This is a genomic window from Plantactinospora sp. WMMB334, from assembly GCF_049179095.1.
Lineage (GTDB): Bacteria > Actinomycetota > Actinomycetes > Mycobacteriales > Micromonosporaceae > Plantactinospora.
Genome location: NZ_JBMHME010000002.1, coordinates 6,942,334 through 6,961,840, shown reverse-complemented (window position 1 = coordinate 6,961,840; position 19,507 = coordinate 6,942,334). Strand labels below are relative to the sequence as shown.

Annotated in this window: 18 protein-coding genes and 1 pseudogene; 12 read left to right on the top strand and 7 right to left on the bottom strand. The window is 71.7% G+C overall.

The features are described from left to right. Window positions 1–96 precede the first annotated feature (96 nt). The gene (gene purB / locus ACN27G_RS30240; RefSeq protein ID WP_421496088.1) at window positions 97–1,521 is read left to right on the top strand and encodes an adenylosuccinate lyase; all 1,425 of its coding nucleotides are present in this window, start codon (window positions 97–99) and stop codon (window positions 1,519–1,521) included. A gap of 122 nt (window positions 1,522–1,643) precedes the next feature. Here the strand turns inward: purB and ACN27G_RS30235 are convergent, their stop codons facing one another. Together ACN27G_RS30235 and ACN27G_RS30230 are read right to left on the bottom strand one after the other, a co-directional pair. Next, entirely contained in the window at window positions 1,644–2,153 is a 510-nt protein-coding gene (locus ACN27G_RS30235; protein WP_421496087.1) for a YbjQ family protein, read from the bottom strand. 171 nt (window positions 2,154–2,324) lie between these two features. Then, window positions 2,325–2,981: a S1 family peptidase gene (locus ACN27G_RS30230; RefSeq protein WP_421497510.1), complete on the bottom strand. Its 657-nt coding sequence runs from the start codon at window positions 2,979–2,981 to the stop codon at window positions 2,325–2,327. A gap of 378 nt (window positions 2,982–3,359) precedes the next feature. Here ACN27G_RS30230 and purS point away from each other — a divergent pair, with 378 nt between their 5' ends. The 4 genes and pseudogenes from purS to ACN27G_RS30210 all read left to right on the top strand — a co-directional run bounded on the left by purS (window position 3,360) and on the right by ACN27G_RS30210 (window position 8,066). Continuing rightward, complete coding sequence (purS, locus tag ACN27G_RS30225) at window positions 3,360–3,623, top strand: phosphoribosylformylglycinamidine synthase subunit PurS (protein WP_421496086.1); 264 nt, start codon at window positions 3,360–3,362, stop codon at window positions 3,621–3,623. After that, on the top strand, window positions 3,620–4,303 hold the full coding sequence (gene purQ, locus ACN27G_RS30220; RefSeq protein ID WP_421496085.1) for a phosphoribosylformylglycinamidine synthase subunit PurQ: 684 nt from the start codon (window positions 3,620–3,622) through the stop codon (window positions 4,301–4,303). The genes purS and purQ overlap by 4 nt, the downstream gene beginning before the upstream one ends. Then, window positions 4,300–6,876, top strand: a pseudogene (purL, locus tag ACN27G_RS30215) (phosphoribosylformylglycinamidine synthase subunit PurL); the annotation flags it as partial. The gene purQ and the pseudogene purL, both read left to right, overlap by 4 nt. A gap of 395 nt (window positions 6,877–7,271) precedes the next feature. Next, the gene (locus tag ACN27G_RS30210) at window positions 7,272–8,066 is read left to right on the top strand and encodes a 2-phosphosulfolactate phosphatase (protein WP_421497509.1); all 795 of its coding nucleotides are present in this window, start codon (window positions 7,272–7,274) and stop codon (window positions 8,064–8,066) included. A 365-nt stretch (window positions 8,067–8,431) separates the two neighbouring features. Here ACN27G_RS30210 and ACN27G_RS30205 read toward each other — a convergent pair whose 3' ends face one another. Then, on the bottom strand, window positions 8,432–8,611 hold the full coding sequence (locus ACN27G_RS30205) for a DUF397 domain-containing protein (RefSeq protein WP_421496084.1): 180 nt from the start codon (window positions 8,609–8,611) through the stop codon (window positions 8,432–8,434). Next, complete coding sequence (locus ACN27G_RS30200) at window positions 8,595–9,389, bottom strand: helix-turn-helix domain-containing protein (protein ID WP_421496083.1); 795 nt, start codon at window positions 9,387–9,389, stop codon at window positions 8,595–8,597. Before ACN27G_RS30200 ends, ACN27G_RS30205 begins: the two co-directional genes overlap by 17 nt. A 325-nt stretch (window positions 9,390–9,714) precedes the next feature. Here ACN27G_RS30200 and ACN27G_RS30195 point away from each other — a divergent pair, with 325 nt between their 5' ends. Together ACN27G_RS30195 and ACN27G_RS30190 are read left to right on the top strand one after the other, a co-directional pair. Continuing rightward, entirely contained in the window at window positions 9,715–9,984 is a 270-nt protein-coding gene (locus ACN27G_RS30195; RefSeq protein ID WP_421496082.1) for a hypothetical protein, read from the top strand. A 75-nt stretch (window positions 9,985–10,059) separates the two neighbouring features. Next, complete coding sequence (locus tag ACN27G_RS30190; RefSeq protein WP_421496081.1) at window positions 10,060–10,272, top strand: flavin reductase; 213 nt, start codon at window positions 10,060–10,062, stop codon at window positions 10,270–10,272. Between the two features lie 161 nt (window positions 10,273–10,433). On the opposite strand, the gene ACN27G_RS30185 is transcribed toward ACN27G_RS30190, so the two are convergent. Beyond that, the gene (locus ACN27G_RS30185) at window positions 10,434–12,428 is read right to left on the bottom strand and encodes a carboxypeptidase regulatory-like domain-containing protein (protein ID WP_421496080.1); all 1,995 of its coding nucleotides are present in this window, start codon (window positions 12,426–12,428) and stop codon (window positions 10,434–10,436) included. Window positions 12,429–12,582: 154 nt separating this feature from the next. On the opposite strand from ACN27G_RS30185, the gene ACN27G_RS30180 reads away from it, so the two are divergent. The 5 genes from ACN27G_RS30180 (at window position 12,583) to amcA (ending at window position 17,545) form a co-directional block, all read left to right on the top strand. After that, window positions 12,583–12,936: a sterol carrier family protein gene (locus ACN27G_RS30180; protein ID WP_421496079.1), complete on the top strand. Its 354-nt coding sequence runs from the start codon at window positions 12,583–12,585 to the stop codon at window positions 12,934–12,936. A 147-nt stretch (window positions 12,937–13,083) separates the two neighbouring features. Continuing rightward, the gene (gene purF / locus ACN27G_RS30175; protein WP_421496078.1) at window positions 13,084–14,646 is read left to right on the top strand and encodes an amidophosphoribosyltransferase; all 1,563 of its coding nucleotides are present in this window, start codon (window positions 13,084–13,086) and stop codon (window positions 14,644–14,646) included. Between the two features lie 147 nt (window positions 14,647–14,793). Further along, complete coding sequence (gene purM / locus ACN27G_RS30170) at window positions 14,794–15,939, top strand: phosphoribosylformylglycinamidine cyclo-ligase (protein WP_421496077.1); 1,146 nt, start codon at window positions 14,794–14,796, stop codon at window positions 15,937–15,939. Window positions 15,940–16,233: 294 nt separating this feature from the next. Continuing rightward, on the top strand, window positions 16,234–17,337 hold the full coding sequence (gene amcB / locus ACN27G_RS30165; protein WP_421497508.1) for a cyclophane-forming radical SAM peptide maturase AmcB: 1,104 nt from the start codon (window positions 16,234–16,236) through the stop codon (window positions 17,335–17,337). Beyond that, window positions 17,306–17,545: a multiple cyclophane-containing RiPP AmcA gene (amcA, locus tag ACN27G_RS30160; protein WP_421496076.1), complete on the top strand. Its 240-nt coding sequence runs from the start codon at window positions 17,306–17,308 to the stop codon at window positions 17,543–17,545. The genes amcB and amcA overlap by 32 nt, the downstream gene beginning before the upstream one ends. 156 nt (window positions 17,546–17,701) lie before the next feature. Here amcA and ACN27G_RS30155 read toward each other — a convergent pair whose 3' ends face one another. Together ACN27G_RS30155 and ACN27G_RS30150 are read right to left on the bottom strand one after the other, a co-directional pair. Beyond that, window positions 17,702–17,917 carry a DUF3073 domain-containing protein gene (locus ACN27G_RS30155; RefSeq protein ID WP_421496075.1) on the bottom strand — a complete coding sequence of 72 codons (216 nt, stop codon included), beginning with the start codon at window positions 17,915–17,917 and terminating at the stop codon, window positions 17,702–17,704. Between the two features lie 361 nt (window positions 17,918–18,278). After that, window positions 18,279–19,361, bottom strand: coding sequence for a Glu/Leu/Phe/Val family dehydrogenase (locus ACN27G_RS30150; protein ID WP_421496074.1), 1,083 nt, complete (start codon window positions 19,359–19,361; stop codon window positions 18,279–18,281). Window positions 19,362–19,507: the final 146 nt, after the last annotated feature.

The following is a 19,507-nucleotide window of genomic DNA, read 5'->3' as shown; positions in this document are numbered from 1 at the left end:
GCCCGCCGCTGCCCGCTCCAGCTTCTCCGCGAGGGTCGCTCGCCCGCTCGCTCGCCCGCCCGGTCGGCGCATGCCGGGATGGTCGAGAATGGCGGGGTGACCGGCATTCCCAACGTCCTCGCCAACCGCTACGCCTCGGCCGAGCTGGCCGCCCTCTGGTCGCCGGAGGAGAAGATCCGGATGGAACGGCGGCTCTGGCTCGCCGTGCTCCGGGCGCAGCGTGATCTCGGCGTACCGGTGCCGGACGGGGTGGTCGAGGCGTACGAGCGGGTGCTGGACGACATCGACCTCGCCTCGATCGCGGCCCGGGAGCAGGTCACCCGGCACGACGTGAAGGCGCGGATCGAGGAGTTCAGCGCACTGGCCGGGCACGAACAGGTGCACAAGGGGATGACCTCCCGGGACCTGACCGAAAACGTCGAGCAGCTCCAGATCCGGGCATCGCTGGAGCTGGTCCGGGACCGGGTGGTCGCGGCCCTGGCCCGGCTCGCCCGGCTCGCCGTCGAGCACGCCGACCTGGTGATGACCGGACGCTCGCACAACGTCGCCGCCCAGGCGACCACGCTGGGCAAGCGGTTCGCCAGCGCGGCCGAAGAACTGCTGATCGGGTACGAGCGGCTGACCGACCTGATCGAGCGTTATCCGCTGCGCGGCATCAAGGGGCCGGTCGGCACCGCCGCCGACCAGCTCGACCTCTTCGACGGTGACTCGGCCAAGGTCGCCGAGCTGGAGCGTCGGGTCGCCGAGCACCTCGGCTTCTCGCGGGTGCTGGAGAGCGTCGGGCAGGTCTACCCCCGCTCCCTCGACCTCGACGTGATCTCGGCGCTGGCCCAGACCGCCGCCGCGCCGAGCAGCCTGGCGACCACGATCCGGCTGATGGTCGGCCAGGAGCTGGCCACCGAGGGTTTCCGGCCCGGCCAGGTCGGCTCCAGCGCGATGCCGCACAAGATGAACACCCGGTCCAGCGAGCGGGTCAACGGCTTCGCGGTGGTCATCCGGGGTTACCTGTCCATGGTCGGCGAGCTCGCCGGGGACCAGTGGAACGAGGGCGACGTCTCCTGCTCCGTCGTCCGGCGGGTGGCGTTGCCGGACGCGTTCTTCGCCGCCGACGGGCTGTTCCAGACCTTCCTCACCGTGCTGGACGAGTTCGGGGCGTACCCGGCGGTGATCGCCCGGGAACTCGACCGCTACCTGCCGTTCCTGGCGACCACGAAGATCCTGGTCGCGGCGGTGCGGCGGGGCGTCGGGCGGGAGACCGCGCACGAGGTGATCAAGGAGCACGCGGTGGCGGTGGCGCTGGCGATGCGGGAGAAGGGCGCCGCCGACAACGATCTCTTCGACCGGCTCGCCGCCGACGGTCGGCTCGGCCTGACCCGGGCCGAGATCGATGAGCTGGTCGCCGACCGTACCGGCTTCACCGGGGCGGCGTCCGCGCAGGTCAGGGCCGTCGCCGACCGGGTCGCCGCGGTGGTCGCGGCCCACCCCGAAGCCGCCGCGTACGACCCGGCCCCGATCCTCTGACTTCTCTCCTCCGACCCGCCGCCGCCCCGAACACCGCTGCTGCGGGCTGAGCCGTCAGGAGGTGCGTTAGGAGGGGGCCCTTCTTCTACCGAAAACGATAAGCGGGGGCCCTTCCTTGCACATCAGTTGCGGGGGGTGGGGGTGCCGGCGGCGCTGCCGAGGTCGGGGGCGCTGGGCGCCTCGGCGATGGCCCCGGAGTCCAGCGGCTCGGCGAGGTGGGCGGTTTCGGCGGCGACCTTCGGCTGGTCGGTCGGCGGCTTCTCCGGCGGCTGGCGAACGGCCACCACCGCCGTGCCGTACGCGCAGAGCTCCATCCACATCTCGCCGACCTCGCGGTGGTCGAAGCGCATCCCGATCACCGCGTTGGCGCCGAGCCGGGTGGCCTCCTCGCCCAACTTCTGCACGGCGTCGGTACGCCAGCGGGTCAGGTTCTCGGGCGCCTTGGGATCGTAGGCGCCACCTCGAAGGTTCTTGACCCCTTCCCGGTAGGGATTCCGGGTCCGGGCCTGGGAAGATACGACCTCGCCGAGTACTGCGCGGATCTCGTACCCCGGTAGATGATCCGTCGTCACGACCAGCACAGCTTCGATGCTGGCAGAGCATGCCCCACCCGTTTTGCGAGGGCTGTTCACATCGCCCCAGTTTGCGAAACGGCGCGGGGGCCCGGAAACAGCGCGGAGGAACGGATACCCGCAGCGACGCCCGGATACGGCGCGGAGAGCCGCCAACGGCGCGGCGCGGACGTCCCGACCCAGCCGGGACGTCCGCGCCGAACCCCTGAGGAGGGTTTGGGTGGATCTGTACTAGACCCCGGCGACCGAGGTGATCCAGGACCGGTTGTAGGCGACGCTGCCGTAGTTCTGGATGCTCTGCCCGTCGGCGGTGGAGGCGACTCCCACCTGAGCGCCGTTGTAGACCTGCGGGCCACCGGAGTCGCCGCGCCAGGCGTTGCCGTTGATCCGACTGCTGCGGATCGCCCGCCCGCCGTACGCGTCGGTGACGCTGGTGCTGGTCACCCGCACGGTGGCGGTCTTGAGGGTGGTGGACGCCGAGCAGCCGCTGTAGCAGGTCATGCCCCAGCCGTAGATCGAGTTGGTGGAGTTGACCGGCGGATAGCTGCTGGACAGCGGCATGTAGCTGGTGCTGATCGAGGTGGAGAGGTTGAGCAGTGCCAGGTCGTAGCGGGCGTAGGCGCTCGACACGCCGCTTGTCACGCCGCCGGAGGACCGGTTGACGCTGCCCACCCGGACCGACATCGTGCCGCTGACGCAGTGCCGGGCGGTGAGCACCCAGCGTGCGGCGATGATGGTGCCCGAGCAGGTGAACGAGCCGTTGCTGAAGACGGCCGCGGCCCACGGGGCCGACGAGACGGTGCCGCCACCGATGATGTACGGGGTCACGGGGGCGGCGGAGACGGCGGACGGCGCGACGAGCGCGCCGGCCAGGGCGGTGGCGAACATCACCAGGGTTCGGCGAAGACGCACGGGGGGCTCCTTCCGGGGGGTTTACCCGGGGTCACCGGGTCGGTTGAGCCGCCGTCGGCGGAGGGATGTCCGCCGTACGGATCTGGACAGTCAACGTTCGGAGTGGAGAACCGGACGTTTGACGCCACACGCTAAGCCGTTCGTCACCTATTCACAAGGGTGAACCTCTGCGGCCGGTTTCGGCCCCTCCGGCGGCTCTCCGGTCCGCCCGGAGCCCTCCGGCGGGCACCCGGAGTCGACCGGTCCGTCGACCGACCGGCCCGTGCGTCAAGTGGCTGGTCGGCCGGGTACGCTGGCTGCGCTCGCCCCTTTCGTGGGCCGGCACCCAACTGCGTACACAGTCAGGAGTGCCCAGTGCCTCGCGTCGTCGTCGACGTCATGCTCAAGCCGGAGATTCTCGATCCTCAGGGCCAGGCCGTGGCGAATGCGCTGCCGAGGCTCGGAGTCACGGACGTGTCCTCCGTGCGCATCGGCCGGCGGATCGAGATCGAGTTCACCGGCCAGCCGGACCTGGACCGGGCCCGGGAGATCGCGGACAAGCTGCTGGCCAACCCCGTGATCGAGGACTTCTCGATCCGGGTCGCCGACGCCGCGGGCGCCGGAGAGGGCAACCCGTGACCGCCCGGATCGGCGTGGTGACCTTCCCCGGCTCGCTCGACGACCGCGACGCGGCCCGGGCGGCCCGGATCGCCGGCGCCGAGGCGGTCCCGCTCTGGCACGACGACCCCGACCTGCACGGCGTCGACGCCGTCGTGCTCCCCGGCGGCTTCTCCTACGGCGACTACCTGCGCTGCGGCGCCATCGCGCGGTTCGCCCCGGTGATGGAGTCGATCGCCGCCGCCGCCCGGGACGGCCTGCCGGTGCTCGGCATCTGCAACGGGTTCCAGATCCTCTGCGAGGCGCACCTTCTCCCCGGAGCCCTGACCCGCAACCAGCACCTGCACTTCCGCAACCGCGACCAGGTGCTGCGGATCGAGGCGCCCGGCACGGCCTGGACCAACGCGTTCCAGCCGGGTCAGGAGATCCTCGTCCCGGTGAAGAACGGCGAGGGCTGCTACGTCGCGGACGAGCGCACCCTCGACCAGTTGGAGGCGACCGGCCGGGTTGTGGCGCGCTATCTGCACGGCAACCCGAACGGGTCGCAGCGGGACATCGCGGGCATCACCAACGAGGCCGGCAACGTCGTCGGGCTGATGCCGCACCCGGAGCACGCCGTCGAGGCGCTGACCGGCCCGTCCCTGGACGGGCTGGGCTTCTTCACCTCGGTCCTCAAGCACCTCACGGGAGTGCCGGCATGATCGAACAGAGTGAGGTCGTGGGCCAGCCGGCACCGCCGGAGCCGTCCGTGCCCGGCCAGGCCGGGCCGGCGGGCGTGCCGGCGGAGTTGCCGGTGAACGGCTACCCGGGCGGCGTCGACACCGTCGCGCACGCCTCGGCCACCCCCGGCGACCTCCAGCCCTACGCCGAGCTTGGCCTGCGCGACGACGAGTACGACCGGATCCGGCAGATCCTCGACCGCCGCCCGACCCAGTCCGAGCTGGCGATGTATTCGATCATGTGGAGCGAGCACTGCTCCTACAAGTCGAGCAAGGTCCACCTTCGGCAGTTCGGCGAGAAGGCGCCGCCGAGCGACCGGCTGCTCGCCGGGATCGGCGAGAACGCCGGTGTGATCCGGATTTCCGACCAGCTCGCGGTGACGTTCAAGGTCGAGTCGCACAACCACCCGAGCTTCGTCGAGCCGCACCAGGGCGCGGCGACCGGCGTCGGCGGCATCGTCCGGGACATCCTGGCGATGGGCGCCCGGCCGGTGGCGGTGATGGACCCGCTGCGCTTCGGTGCCGCAGACCACCCGGACACCGCCCGGGTGCTGCCCGGCGTGGTCGCCGGGATCGGCACCTACGGCAACTCGCTCGGCCTGCCCAACATCGGCGGCGAAGTCGTCTTCGACCCCTGCTACCAGGGCAACCCGCTGGTCAACGCGCTCTGCCTCGGTGTGCTGCCGGTGCAGCGACTGCAGAACAAGGCCGCCGCCGGGCCGGGCAACGTCGTGGTGCTGCTCGGTGCCAAGACCGGCCGGGACGGCATCGGCGGGGTCTCCGTGCTCGCCAGCGCCACCTTCGACGACGGCAGCGAGCAGCGCCGCCCGTCGGTGCAGGTCGGCGACCCGTTCATGGAGAAGCTGCTCATCGAGGCGTGCCTGGAGATGTACGACGCGCAGCTCGTCGTCGGCATCCAGGATCTCGGCGGTGCCGGGCTGACCTGCGCGCTGACCGAGACCGCCGCCGCCGCGGGCACGGGGATGCGGGTCTGGCTGGAGCGGGTGCCGCTGCGCGAGGCGTCGATGCAGCCGCACGAGATCCTGGCCAGCGAGTCGCAGGAGCGGATGCTGCTGATCGTCGCCCCGGAGAAGCTCGACGAGGTGCTGCGGATCGCCGAAAAATGGGGCGTACCGGCGAGCGCGATCGGTGAGGTGACCCCGGCCCGGCCGGCGGCCGACGGCACCGCCGTGCCGGGGCGGCTGCTGGTGACCTGGCAGGACCACCCCGTGGTCGACGTGCCGCCCGGGTCCCTTGTGGACGACGGCCCGGTCTACGCCCGGCCGATGCGGGAGCCGGCCGACCTCATCCTGCTGCAGGCGGACCGGGCCGAGACGCTGCCCCGGCCGGCCAGCCCGGAGGCGCTCCGGGAGACCCTGCTGCGGATGATCTCCTCGCCGAACCTCTGCGACAAGACCTGGGTGACCGAGCAGTACGACCGGTACGTGCTCGGCAACACCGTGCTGGCGCAGCCGGAGGACGCCGGGATCATCCGGATCGACGAGCAGTCCGGACTGGGCGTCGCCATCTCGGTCGACGGCAACGGCCGGTACACCCGGCTCGACCCGTACCACGGGGCGAAGCTGGCGCTCGCCGAGGCGTACCGGAACGTGGCGGTGACCGGTGCGAAGCCGGTCGCGGTGACCGACTGCCTCAACTTCGGCTCGCCGGAGGACCCGGGCGTGATGTGGCAGTTCGCCGAGGCCGTACGCGGGCTCGCCGACGGCTGCGCCGAGCTGGGCATTCCGGTCACCGGGGGCAATGTCAGCTTCTACAACCAGACGGGCGCGGCGGCGATCCACCCGACGCCGGTCGTCGGCGTGCTCGGCGTGCTGGACGACGTCACCCAGCGGGTGCCGATGGGCTTCGCCCGGACCACCGGCTCCGACCACGACCTGATTTTCGTGCTCGGCGAGACCCGCCTCGAACTCTCCGGCTCGGAGTGGGCCTGGGTCGCCCACCAGCACCTCGGCGGGGTGCCGCCGCGGGTCGACCTGGCGGCCGAGCGCGCCCTCGCCGAGCTGATCGCCGAGGCGACCCGGGTCGGGCACCTCCGCTCCGCCCACGACATCTCGGACGGCGGCCTGGCGCAGGCGCTCGTCGAGTCGACCCTGCGGTACGGCGTCGGCGCCCGGATCGCCCTGCCGGAGGAGTTCACCACCGGCTCGATGCCGTTCGTCTTCCTCTTCAGCGAGTCGGCCGGCCGGGCGATGGTCGCGGTGCCGCTCGGGCACGAGAAGGCGTTCACCGCGCTCTGTGTCGAGCGGGGGGTGCCGTGGACCCTCATCGGGGTCACCGACACCGCTGGCGAAGAGCTGGAGATCCGCGACCAGTTCACGATCGGGCTGGCGGAGCTGCGCGCCGCACACGGCACGACCCTGCCGGGCCTGTTCGGCGAGGCGGCGGCCGGCACGGCACAGCTTGCCGTCGAGCCGCATGCCGAGTGGGACGCCGAGCCGACTGTTGGGTCGGACGCCGAGCCGACTGTTGGGTCGGACACCGAGCCGACTGTCGAGCCGGGCGCCGGAGTGGATGCGGCGGCGGACGCCGCACCGGCATCGGCCGTCGAACCGGTGACCGGGCCGAGCGCCGCCGACCCGTCCAGCCTTGCACCGGCCGCCGAGACGGAGGCCGCCCCTTCCGGACCCGGTACCGCTCCGGCGGACGCGGCTCCGGCAGACGCTACTCCGGCCGCCCCGCCCGCTGCGGCCGACACTGCGCCGGCTGATGCTGCGGTGGCCGACACTGCGCCGGCTGATGCTGCTGCGGTGGCCGACGGCGCGCCGGATACCGCCGCCGAGGCGGAGCAGGATCCGGCCCGGGCGGAGCAGGATCCGGCCCGGGGGGAGCAGGATCCGGCCCGGGCGGATGCCGGGGAGCGCTCGACGGGTTGACGCGACCGCGCGGCGCTGCGGTGTGTCCCTGGTGGAGGAACCGCATCGTGACTGAAGTGGACGGATCCTCGGGCGGGTCGGGTGGCTCTGGTCAGCGGGCCGAGTCGGTCCATGCCCAGCCCGGAAGCGGGGCCAGACTCGACTGGGGACTGGCCGGCGCGGCCGAGCTGAGCCGGGTCTGCGCGGTGCTGGTCGTCGTCGACGTGCTCTCCTTCACCACCTCCGTCGAGGTGGCCGTCGCCCGGGGGATGCGGGTGCATCCCTTCCCCTGGGGTGCCCAGGCGGCCGAGTACGCCGCCCGGATGGGCGCGGTCGCCGCAGTCGGCCGCCGCGACGTGACGCGCGAGCATCCATGGTCGCTCTCGCCGGCCGCCCTGCACGCCGCACCCGTCGTACCGGAGCTGGTGCTGCCCTCCCCGAACGGCTCGGCGATCAGTGCCGCCGCCAGCGCCACCGGGCTGACGGTGGTGGCGGCCTGCCTGCGCAACGCCCGCGCCGTCGGGCGCTGGCTCCTCGACCAGGGGTACGGCTCGACCAGTGCGCCGATCGGGGTCGTGGCGGCGGGTGAACGCTGGCCGGACGACAGCCTCCGGCCCGCCGTCGAGGATCAGCTCGGTGCGGCGGCCGTCCTGGACGCACTCTCCACCGTGTCCGGTGGGCTCTCGGTCGAGGCGGCGCTTGCGCTGGCCGTGCTGAACAGCGTGCCGGACGTGCCGGCCGCGGTCCGGGGCAGCGTCTCGGGGCGGGAACTCACCACCCGGGGTTTCGGGCAGGACGTCGAGATCGCGGTCCAGGTCGGCGTCTCGGACGTGGTGCCGGTGCTCCGCAACGGTGTCTACTCACCGGCCTGAGCGGCGACCATCCGGGCGGTGCAGGCGATGATGTTACTGTCCGTCACATCCGGTAGCGCGGTGCGGACTTCCGCTGCCGCCCCGGTCGGCAGCGGCCGTAGTGACGCGGCAAGCCCCAAGATCTTCGGAAAGTTATGGTTCGCCACGAACCATCGTTTACCAAGATTCCTGAAGGTCGTTCCACATGGTGGGAGCTAGAGGGGCGGCCGGGCGGCCGGTGCGCGTGTCGGCACCCGGCACGCCTGGAATGAGCCAGGTCGGGGTTACCCACCGTATGCGCGGGTGCTCGGAGGGCGCACCCCGAGTGGCGGCAGGCCACCCCGGGTGCCCGACCGGGTTGCCGCACGTAAGGGCGTGAATCCTCGTCAGCCGTGCGTCTTCGCCAGATTGACGAACGACCGCCATGCGACCGGGCCGAAGGTCAGAGTTCCCCCGGCCCGGTCCTTGGTGTCCCGGACCAACACCCGACCGGGCAGGTTGTCGGCAACCTCAACGCAGTTACCGGCGTTGCTGCTGCTGCGGGACGACTTACGCCACTTCGGCATCATGATCATCGATCGCTTTCAAGATGAGGTCGCGGGACATGTCACAGGGTAGCGCTCGCGCGTTGACCGACTCCCAGGCGACGACGGCGTGCCGCACGTCTCGCATGTGCGAACCCACGACACCCTCCCCGAGGGCATCGAGGTAGACCACCGTGGTCCCGTCGGGCAGGGTAGCCACGGCGAATGCGCCTGCCATCCCGGGATGAAGTCCGGCGGAGAAGGGCACCACCCGCACGTGGACGTTTGGGCGGCATCCGAGGTCCACAAGATGCTCAAGCTGAGCCTTCATGATCGTACCCCGGGGGCAAAGGGCTCCCTCTCCGACGATCGCTGTCAGGATGGCCGGATCAGGCCGGTCAAGCACCATGGCTTGCCGTGCCAGCCGGATCCTGACGGCCTCCTCGATCTGCTCAGGAGTGTGCTCCCCGACTCCGATGATTGCCCGCGCGTACGCCTCGGTCTGGAGCAATCCGGGTATGACGGAATGCTCGAATGTACGGAGTGCGATCGCGCGACTTTCGTTGTCCGCCCATGGGCGTAGCCACGGAGCAACAGCTTCGCCCCGGGATCGGTCGGCTGCGGACCGAAGTTCGCCTCCGGCTCCAAGCGCCTGATCCAATCGTCCGGCCATGCCGTCGACGGGGACGCTCCGGCCCGACTCATAGTGGCCGATCTGAGAGCCACTGATATGAACTTCTGCGCCCAGTGCATCCTGGGACATCCCGTGTTCCGTTCGAAGCTTTCGCAACAGGTGGCGGAACTCGTTTGTGTCGGCCAACTACGCCTCCCGTCCGGGTGTGGGCCACTACTGGCCCTTCTGCCTGCTTGTAGCCTGCTACTGCCCTGCCGCAATCTTCCGTCACCGTGCCGTCACAGTCCAGGGTGGAATCAGGCGGAGGAGCCATAACAGCGGCGCTGCCAAGACGACCCGCCATCGGGGCGGATCTTCGCGGCCGCTCTATTTGTTTGCGGGACTGGAAGGGCAAGAGATGAGACGATCACGCAGGGACAGACCTCGGCACCGACGCGACTGGCGCCGTCTCTGGCGGTACTGCCGGTGCGGCTGGCGGTGGCCCTGCCCGGACGGGGCCGAGCTGGTGCCCATGCCCTACGCACCGAGGGTCCCGCCGCTGACCCGCGCCGAGTTCCGTCGCGCGGTCCGTGGGGCCGCGACCGAGGCCAGGATCGCCCGGGAGGCCGCCGCGCAGCGGTACGAGGAACCGACGTCCCCGCCTGTGCCCCGCCCCACGCGTCGTCACCGGCGCGACGGCTGGAACGGTCCGACCCGCAGCTATCCCGCGCTGCGCGGCGGGCGCGCTGGTCACCTGGCCCCCGTGCAGCAGCATCGCGCCCGGCACGCCGAACGGGTGTAGACCGTGATCGGGCCGTGGGCGCGCTGGGCTCGCGCCGAACGCGCGGCGCGGCGCCGCCACCCGGTCGGTCGGCACATGCCGACGGAGACCTACGGCTGCCGGTACTGCGGCGATCCGTGGCCCTGCGGACCCGCACGTCTGGCGCTGCTGGTCGGCTTCAAGGGTGACCGGGTGGGGCTGATGATGTACCTCGCCGTACACCTGCAACGAGCGCTTGAGGCGCTCCCGCACCAGCACCCGGCGCTGATCGTCGGCCAGATCCTCTACTGGGTGCCCCGGCGCCGCTGAAACGCGGTGTGGAATCCCGCCGGAACGGCGGCGGCGACCGGCGCCGGGCGTCGAACGTGGGAAGGCGACAGGGGCCGGGTTCGCGACGGCGAACCCGGCCCCTGCCGGTGTACCACGTGCACCTCGCTCGCCCGGACGATGGTCGGGACGAGCGACCTGTCTCAGTCGTCGAGCCAGTCGAGGGAGCGGCGTTCCGAACGGCTGGGCTGCTGCGGCGCGCCCGACCGGCTGTGCCCGGCCTGCGGTGCGTCGTCGTAGTAGCCGCCGCCACCGCCGTGCTGCTGGTCGTAGCCGCCCCGGTCGTCGTAGCTGTTCTGGTCGTCGTAGCTACCGCGCCTCGGCTCGTAGCCCCCACCCGCGCTCGGCTGGTCGTAGCCGCCCCGGCCCGCGTCGTAGCCCTGCTGCTGGTCGTAGCCGCCGGCCCGGTCGTCGTAGCCGTAGCCGTCGTCGGCCCGGTCGTAGCCGCCGCCGGTGCGGGGCTCGTCGTCGTAACCGCCCCGGCCGCCGTAGCCGCCTGCGGCGTCGTAGCCGCCGCCGTCGTCGTCCCGGCCATACTGCTGGGTGGGCTCGTAGCCGCCGCGACCGGCGCCGGGCGACGCGCCGTAGGCCCCGGTCTCGTACGGGTCCGCCGCCGGGCCGTAGTCGTCGGCGCCGCCCCGGCCGGTGTAGCGCCCGGTCGGCTCGTCGTAGCCGCCGCGCTCGTAGCCGTCGGCCCCGTTGTGCGGTGGGTAGCCGGCGCCGGAGACCGGCGCGCCGTAGCCGGCGCCCGAGCCCGGTGCGTTGCCGTAGCCACCCGCACCCGAACCGGGCGCGTTGCCGTAGCCGGCACCGGAGGTGGGCCCGCCGTAGCCGGCGCCCGAGGCGGGCATGTTGCCGTACGCGCCGGCACCGGAACCGGGGCGGTCGCCGTAGCCGTTGCCGCCCCAGCCCTGCTGCTGCCCGGCGCCGTAACCGGCCGTCTGCGGCCCGGGCAGCGGCGCACCGTACGGATCGGGGAACTCGTCGTCGACAAGTGGGGCGCTGTGCATCATGGTCGGCGCGTCGGCCAGGTTGCCCCCGCCGACCATGGTCGGGTCGGCGCCCGCTCCGGCCCGGGGCGTGATCCGGGTGGCGTCGTCGTCGCCCCGGTAACCGCCGCCGCGCGCGGCGGCGGTGCGTGGCCCCGGACCGTCCTCGTCGTCCTCGCCGTCGTCTTCCTTGCGCCGCATCAGCAGCAGCACGATCGCGCCGACACCGAGCGCCACCAGCAGGCCGCCGGCGAGGATCAGCACCCACGAGCCGAGCCCGCCGCCGGAGTCCTCGTTGGCGGCCGGGTCCTGGGCTGCCTGCTCGCTCTCCTCGGCGCCGGCCTCCTCGGTCGGCTCCTCCTCGGCGCCGGCCTCCTCGGTCGGCTCCGCGGAGGCGTCCGGGGTGGCGGTCGGCGCGCCGGCCAGGCTGAGCTGGATGTCCTGGTTGTTCAGGCGGGCGCCGTTGCCACCGTTGACGCTGATGGTGTCGGTGATGCCGTCCTTGGTGGCCCGGATCTGGAGCCTTCCGGGGGCGATGTCCCGGCTCTGCGACCCGGTGAACCGGTAGCTGCCGCTGCCGCTCGTGGTGGCGTTGAAGTCCCGGCCCTTCCCGTCGGTGAGCCGGATGCTGGCGCCGGAGATCCCGTCGCCGCTGCTCTCGTCGGTGACCCGCCCCGAGACCTCGGCGACGGTCTGCACCTCCGGCGGCGGCTCCGGGCCGCGCACCGTGATGTTGCGCTGGGCGGAGGCGCTGTCGTCACCGACCTCGGCGGTGATCGTGACATTGCCCGACCGGTTCTGCCCGGCCGGAACGTTCCCGGCGCGGAGCGTCACACTGTATGACTTCGTCGCGCCCAGGTCGATGGTGTCGGTGAAGTCGCAGCGCCCCTGGCACTGCAACTCGTTGATGCCGCTGCGCACGACGATGTTGAACGAGGTGTCCCCGCCCAGCACTCCGCCGTTGTTGTTCTTGACGTTGAAGCTGAGCGTGGTGGTCTGCCCGGAGGTGAGGCTGGCGTTCACCCCGGTGATGGTGACCGTCGGGTCGTCGGCCACGGCTGGTGTGGTGGGGAGTGCGAATAGTGCGCTGGCTGCCAGCGCCACGACCACACCGGCCCGGGAAATCCAGGCGCGTCGGTGTGCTGTCACGTCCACCGCCTTCCAGGGGCTCCGCCGCCGACCTGTCGCCGGCCGAGGATCAACCCATACGACTACACCGTCGGCAACTATGCCTTGTCCGACCGGACGAGCGCGACCCAGGGGCGGCGAAAAATGCCACGAAGCCGGGTCGTATCGTCCCGACGTGTCCTCTCCGCACAATAAGTCCGCAGCGGTCACGGCCGCGCTGGCGGACCTCGACGCCGGTCGTACGCCGGATCGGACGACCCTGCGGGACGCCGTCCGCGCCCTGCTGGGCGAGCTGGCGCGCCGTGCACCGGGGCGGGCGGTGGAGGTCCGGGTCCCACCCTACGGCGCGGTCCAGTGCGGTGCCGGGCCGCGACACACCCGTGGCACTCCGCCGAACCTGGTGGAGATGGGACCGGTGACCTGGATCAGGCTGGCGACCGGGCGGACGTCGTGGCCGGAGGCGGTCGCCCAGGACCTGGTGGAGACGAGCGGCATTCGTTCCGATATCTCCGCTTACCTGCCTCTTTAACTGACTCTTCCATCACCATCTGTCACTTACGGGGGCCATTGCGTGGCTCTCTGTATCGGCTCCGGTTCGCGTACACTGTCTGGGTCGACGGTTCTCCGACAACACCCGCGCGACAGGCGAGTCCGAGCAGATCAGAGGGAGCGGCAGGTGCCCCGAGGCGACGGCCGGTTGAGCCATGACCTCGACCCCCAACGACCCGGCCCGCAGGACGAGTGCGGCGTGTTCGGAGTCTGGGCTCCGGGCGAAGAGGTGGCGAAGCTCACCTACTTCGGTCTCTACGCACTCCAGCACCGTGGTCAGGAGGCTGCCGGCATCGCCGTCAGCGACGGGTCGGGCGTGGTGGTCTACAAGGATCTCGGCCTGGTCGCCCAGGTCTTCGACGAGCCGACGCTGGCGAGCCTGCGCGGCCACCTGGCGATCGGGCACACCCGATACTCCACGACCGGCGGCTCGACCTGGGAAAACGCCCAGCCGACCATCCGGGCAAACTCGGCCGGCACCACGATCGCGCTGGCGCACAACGGCAACCTGGTCAACACCGCCGAGCTGGCCCGGGACGCGATCGAGCGGGGCATGGACTCCGACGGCTCGACCTCCGACACCGCGCTGGTGACCACGCTGCTGGCCAGCCGGCCCGACCTGTCGGTGGAGGCCGCCGCGCTGGAGGTGCTGCCGACGCTGCGCGGCGCGTTCAGCTTCGTCTTCATGGACGAGACCACCCTCTACGCCGCCCGTGACGCGCACGGGGTGCGACCGCTCGTGCTCGGCCGGCTCGAGCGCGGCTGGGTGGTGGCGAGCGAGACCGCCGCGCTGGACATCGTCGGGGCGAGCGTGGTCCGGGAGGTCGAGCCCGGCGAGCTGATCGCCGTCGACGAGCACGGCCTGCGGTCGGCCCGGTTCGCCGCGCCGGAGCCGAAGGGCTGCCTCTTCGAATACGTCTACATCGCCCGGCCGGACACCACGATCGCCGGCCGCAACATCCATGCCGCCAGGGTCGCCATCGGCCGGCAGCTCGCCCGGGAACACCCGGTCGAGGCCGATCTGGTGATCCCGGTTCCCGAGTCCGGCACCCCGGCCGCGATCGGCTACGCCGAGGAGTCCGGCATCACCTACGGCGCCGGCCTGATGAAGAACCCGTACGTCGGACGCACCTTCATCCAGCCGTCGCAGACGCTCCGCCAGCTCGGCATCCGGCTCAAGCTCAACCCGCTGCGGGAGAACGTCCGGGGCAGGCGCCTGGTCGTGGTCGACGACTCGATCGTGCGCGGCAACACCCAGCGGGCGATCGTCCGGATGCTGCGCGAGGCCGGTGCGCTGGAGGTACACGTCCGGATCTCCTCGCCGCCGGTCAACTGGCCCTGCTTCTACGGCATCGACTTCGCCACCCGGGCGGAGCTGCTCGCCAACGGGCTCGACAACGAGGGCATCCGGCGGTCGATCGGGGCCGACACCCTGGGGTACGTCTCCCTGGCCGGTCTCGTCGCCGCCACCGAACAGCCGAAGACCCGACTCTGCCGCGCCTGCTTCGACGGCGAATACCCGATCGAGCTGCCGGCGGGGAACCTGATCGGCAAGCACGTACTCGAAGGAGTCGACCGCCGGGTCGCCGGCGCCGGGGCGGAGGAGGCGGTCCAGGCCGCCACTCGTGGCACCGGCGGTCAGCCCTTCGTCGGCAGTACCAGCGGCGGCGACGTGCCGTCGCACGCGTAGGCACCACGCCGGGCGCGGCTGATGGGCGGCGCCGCTGGCGACCAGGACCGGCCCGACCGGGACCATCCGGCCGGGCGAGCACGACAGTCGAGCGATCCTCGACCGCTACCGACGCGGCCAGCCGCGAGAACCACTAAGGGGAGAACCGTGACGCACGTGACCGAGCGCAGTGGTGCAGGAAGCGGCCCGGCTGGCACCCATCAGCCCTGGACGGCGGGGACGGGGCGGTCCAGCCGCAAGCGCACCGTGTCGTACGCGGACGCCGGCGTCTCGATCCAGGCCGGTGACCGCGCGGTCGAGCTGCTCCGGCCCAAGGTGCAGGGCACCCGGCGCCCCGAGGTGATGGGCGACATCGGCGGTTTCGCCGGCCTGTTCCGGCTCGACGTGCAGAAATACCGCAACCCGATCCTCGCCTCGTCCACCGACGGGGTCGGCACCAAGCTGGTCATCGCGCAGCAGATGGACATCCACGACACGGTCGGCATCGACCTGGTGGCGATGGTCGTGGACGACCTGGTCGCCTGCGGCGCCGAGCCGCTCTTCCTGCTCGACTACATCGCCTGCGGCGAGGTGGTGCCGGACAAGGTCGCCGAGATCGGCGCCGGCATCGCCGACGGCTGCCGGTACGCCGGCTGCGCGCTGCTGGGCGGCGAGACCGCCGAGCACCCCGGCGTGCTCCGCCCGCACGAGTACGACGTCTCGGCCACCGGCGTCGGCGTGGTGGAGGAGAGCGAGATCCTCCGCCCGGAGCGGGTCGAGGTCGGTGACGTCGTGATCGCGATGGGCTCCTCCGGCCTGCACTCCAACGGCTACTCCCTGGTCCGGCACGTGCTGCTCGGCGCCGGCCGGATGCGGCTGGACAGCGTGATCGAGGACTTCGGCAAGCAGCGCACCCTCGGCGAGGAGCTGCTGACCCCCACCAAGATCTACGCGCAGGACTGCCTCAAGCTGATCGCCGAGGCCGACGTGCGCGCCCTGGCGCACGTCACCGGCGGCGGCATCCCCGGCAACCTGGTCCGGGTGCTCCCCGACCACGTCGACGCCGTGGTCGACCGGGCGACCTGGCGGCCGCAGCCGATCTTCGACCTGGTGCAGTCGAAGGGCCGGATCGAGGACCAGGACATGGAGTCCACCTTCAACATGGGCGTCGGGATGTTCGCCATCGTCTCGGCCGAGGACGCCGACCGCGCGCTGGCCTGCCTGACCGGCCGTGGCGTCGAGGCGTGGCAGGCCGGCGAGATCATCGAGGGCACCGGCGAGGTGCACATGATCGGTCAGCACACCCGGGGCTGATCCGGACCGTCCCGGCCGCCCTGCAGCCCTGGCCCGCATCCCGCATCCCGCAGATCGGGGCGTTGCCGGCGGTGCCGTGCACCCGGCCGACGAACCGGCCCGCCCGGCTGCCCGCCGTCGGCGCCGTATCGCCGCCGAAGCGACCCAAAACCCGCATCCGCGATATCTACCCGTGATTCTCGGCATACCTGGTCAGGACTTCACCCGGGTGGTCACCGCCACCTAGCCTGAGTGGCATTTCACCAGACCGGGGGAGGAGGGGCCATGGCTCTCCATCGACAGGAGTTCTCCGGGATGCGGGGGATCGCCCCGGTCCCCGGCTACGTGGTCATGCAGCCGACGACCCTCTGCAACCTCGACTGCGCGTACTGCTATCTGCCGCTCCGGGCGGCGAACCGCCGGATGGCGGTGCCGGTGGCCGCCGCGGTAGCCGACGCGGTCAACGGCTGGGCCCGGCAGGGGCGGTTCTCGGTGGTCTGGCACGGGGGCGAGCCGCTCGCCGCCGGCCGGGAGCACCTGGCGGCGCTGCTGGCCCCCTTCGACGCCTGCGTCGAGCACCACGTGCAGACCAACGCCACGCTGATCGACGACGCGTGGTGCGAGTTCTTCGAGGCGTACCGGGTCCGGGTCAGCGTCAGCGTGGACGGGCCCCGGGAACGCAACCGGGAGCGGGTCGGCCGGGGTGGCCGGCCGTCGTACGACCGGATCATGGCCGGTGTCGACGCGCTGCGCCGGCACGACATCCCGTACTCGGCGCTCTGCGTGGTGAGCCGGCCGGAGCCGGGGCTCGCCACCGAGCTCTACGGCTATTTTCTCGACCTCGGCTGCGAGGTGCTCGGCGTCAACATCGAGGAGACGGAGGGGGTCAACACCCGGGGCAACGCCCACCCGGCCGATCTGGTCAGCGGCTTCTGGGCCGAGCTGGTCGCCGCCTGGCGCCGGGACCCCCGGATCCACGTCCGCGAGATCGAATGGTCGCTGCGGTACGCCGCAGCCGTCCTCGACGGAGCCGAGGACGATCTCCTGCCCCGCCGGCTCGACCCCATTCCGACCATCGGCCACGACGGCTCGGTGGTGCTGCTCTCTCCCGAGTTGGCAGGTTTCTCCGACCCGGACTACGGTGACTTCACCAGCGGAAACGTCCTGGATACCCCGCTGGGGGAGATTCTCGCCACGGCCGGGCGGACGCCCTGGGTGGCCGAGTTCCTGGCCGGCGTGGAGGCCTGTCGCGCGCGCTGCCCGTACTTCGGGTTCTGCGGGGGCGGGCACGCGGCCAACCGCTACTTCGAGCACGGGCGTTTTGATGGTACGGAGACCAACCACTGCCGTAACAGCAAGATCCGCCTACTAGAGGGAGTTCTGGACCATGCCCGAGACCACGAGCCGACGGCCGCCTGAGCCTGTCGAGGCGGGACAGCACGATCCGGTGGTCGCCCGGGTCCTGGGCGCTCGGGACGGGCTCACCAGCCTGCTGCGCGAGGCGGCGGAGGCACGGCGGCTCCGGGCCGAGGCGACCACCGCCGGGGACGGTGCCAGCGCCGTCTGCGCCTGGAACCACTTCGAGAACATCCCGACCTTCTACAACTGGAACAACCGGCCCCGCTGACGGGCTCCCGCCAACCGGTAAGGACCCGCCGACGGGGCCGGAGGCAGTCTCCGGCCCCAGTAGGTCCTTACCGGTTGACGTCCCGATCGGCGGCACGGCCCGCAGTAGTCGGACACGCGTGAGCACGCGGTGACACCGCGTGCTCAGATGTGAAGGTCAGCGCCTTGACGGCCAGTTGCCCGGCTCGTCGTCCGCGTCGTGGTCCTCGTCATCGTCGTCGACATACTCTTTGTAGTCGTCGTCGAAGTCGTGGTCCGACTTGCGGCTGCCGCCGAGTTCTCGCTGCAAGGCGGCGAGGTCGGTATTCGGGGAGTGATACTTCAGCTCCCGGGCGACCTTAGTCTGCTTGGCCTTAGCACGGCCGCGCCCCATGGCTCGACCCCCTCGCACAGAATTCGGGGCAGCCCGAAGGCGGGCCCCGATGACGTCAGGCATCTCTCGTGGCTCTTACGGTACATGGGGATGCCCCGGTTCGGCACCTCGGGTTACCACCGTCCGTGCCCGCGCGTCGCGTGGACATCGACGGTCGGTCCCATCCTACTCAGTAAGGAGTGCCTGCCCTGCCCGGCAGTGACTTGTTTGTGTCCTGCCGGCCCGTCGGTCCTGTCCAGGATGCTTTCCGCCTGATTATCCGGCAATCGGCCGGGCCCGCCGGTCAGCCGGGGGTACGGAGGCGGTCCGGCCGACTCCCTACCCCCGGTCGGCGGGGCCCGCCCCGGCAGCGCGGACCGGCTCAGCGCAGGTGGATGGTGCGCAGCCGGCCGACCTCGGCCATCCGTCGCTCGGCGAGCCGGTCGGCGGCGACCGCCGGAGGCACCCCCTCGGCGTCGGCCAGCCGGAGGATCTCCCTGGTGGTGTCGTAGATCCCGGTCGCGCGCAGCTTGGCCCGGTCGAAGTTGAAACCCTCGATCTCGTCCGCCACCTGGATGACCCCGCCCGCGTTCACCACGTAGTCCGGGGCGTAGAGCACACCCCGGTCGGCGAGCAGCTTCTCGATGCCGGGGTGCGCGAGCTGGTTGTTGGCCGCGCCGACCACCACCGAGGCGCGCAGCGCCGGCACGGTGGCGTCGTCCAGCGCACCGCCGAGGGCGCAGGGCGCGTACACGTCGATGTCGGAGGTGATCAGAGCCTCGGTGTCGGCGACCACGTCGACCTGTGGGTAGGCCTGCCGTGCCCAGGCGATCGCCCTCTCGTTCACGTCGGTCGCCACCACCGCGGCGCCGTCTTCGATCAGGTGGCCGGTCAGGTGCTTGCCGACCTTGCCGAGCCCGGCCACCCCGACCCGGCGCCCGGCCAGGGTCGGTGCGCCCCAGGCGTGCTCGGCGGCGGCCCGCATGCCCTGGAAGACGCCCCAGGCGGTCAGCACGGACGAGTCGCCGGCACCACCGTGCTCGACACTGCGACCGGTCACGAAGCGGCTCTCCCGGGCGATCACGTCCATGTCGGCGACGTAGGTGCCGACGTCGCAGGCGGTGTAGTAGCGGCCGTTGAGCGACTCGACGAAGCGGCCGTACGCCCGCAGCAGCGGCTCGGTCTTGATCCGCTCCGGGTCGCCCCAGATGACCGCCTTGCCGCCGCCGAGGTCCAACCCGGCCAGCGCGTTCTTGTATGCCATGCCACGGGAGAGGTCCAGCACGTCGTGCAGCGCCTCGGCCTCGCTGTCGTACGGGTAGAACCGGGTGCCGCCGAGCGCGGGGCCGAGCGCGGTCGAGTAGATGGCGATGATCGCCCTGAGCCCGGTCTGCTTGTCCTGGCAGAACACGACCTGCTCGTGGCCGTCGGATTCCGGACCGTCGGTACTGGCGAATACGTCCATGTCTCGCTCCTGATCTGGAGGTGGGCATCCTTGTGGGATGCGGCGGGAGGGGGGCTCCCGTGCCGGCGGGGGATGGTGCCGGCCTGGTGTGAGCCTAATCGCGATCGCCCGGCCGGGTGGATCCGCGACCGGCGGGCGGGAAGGTT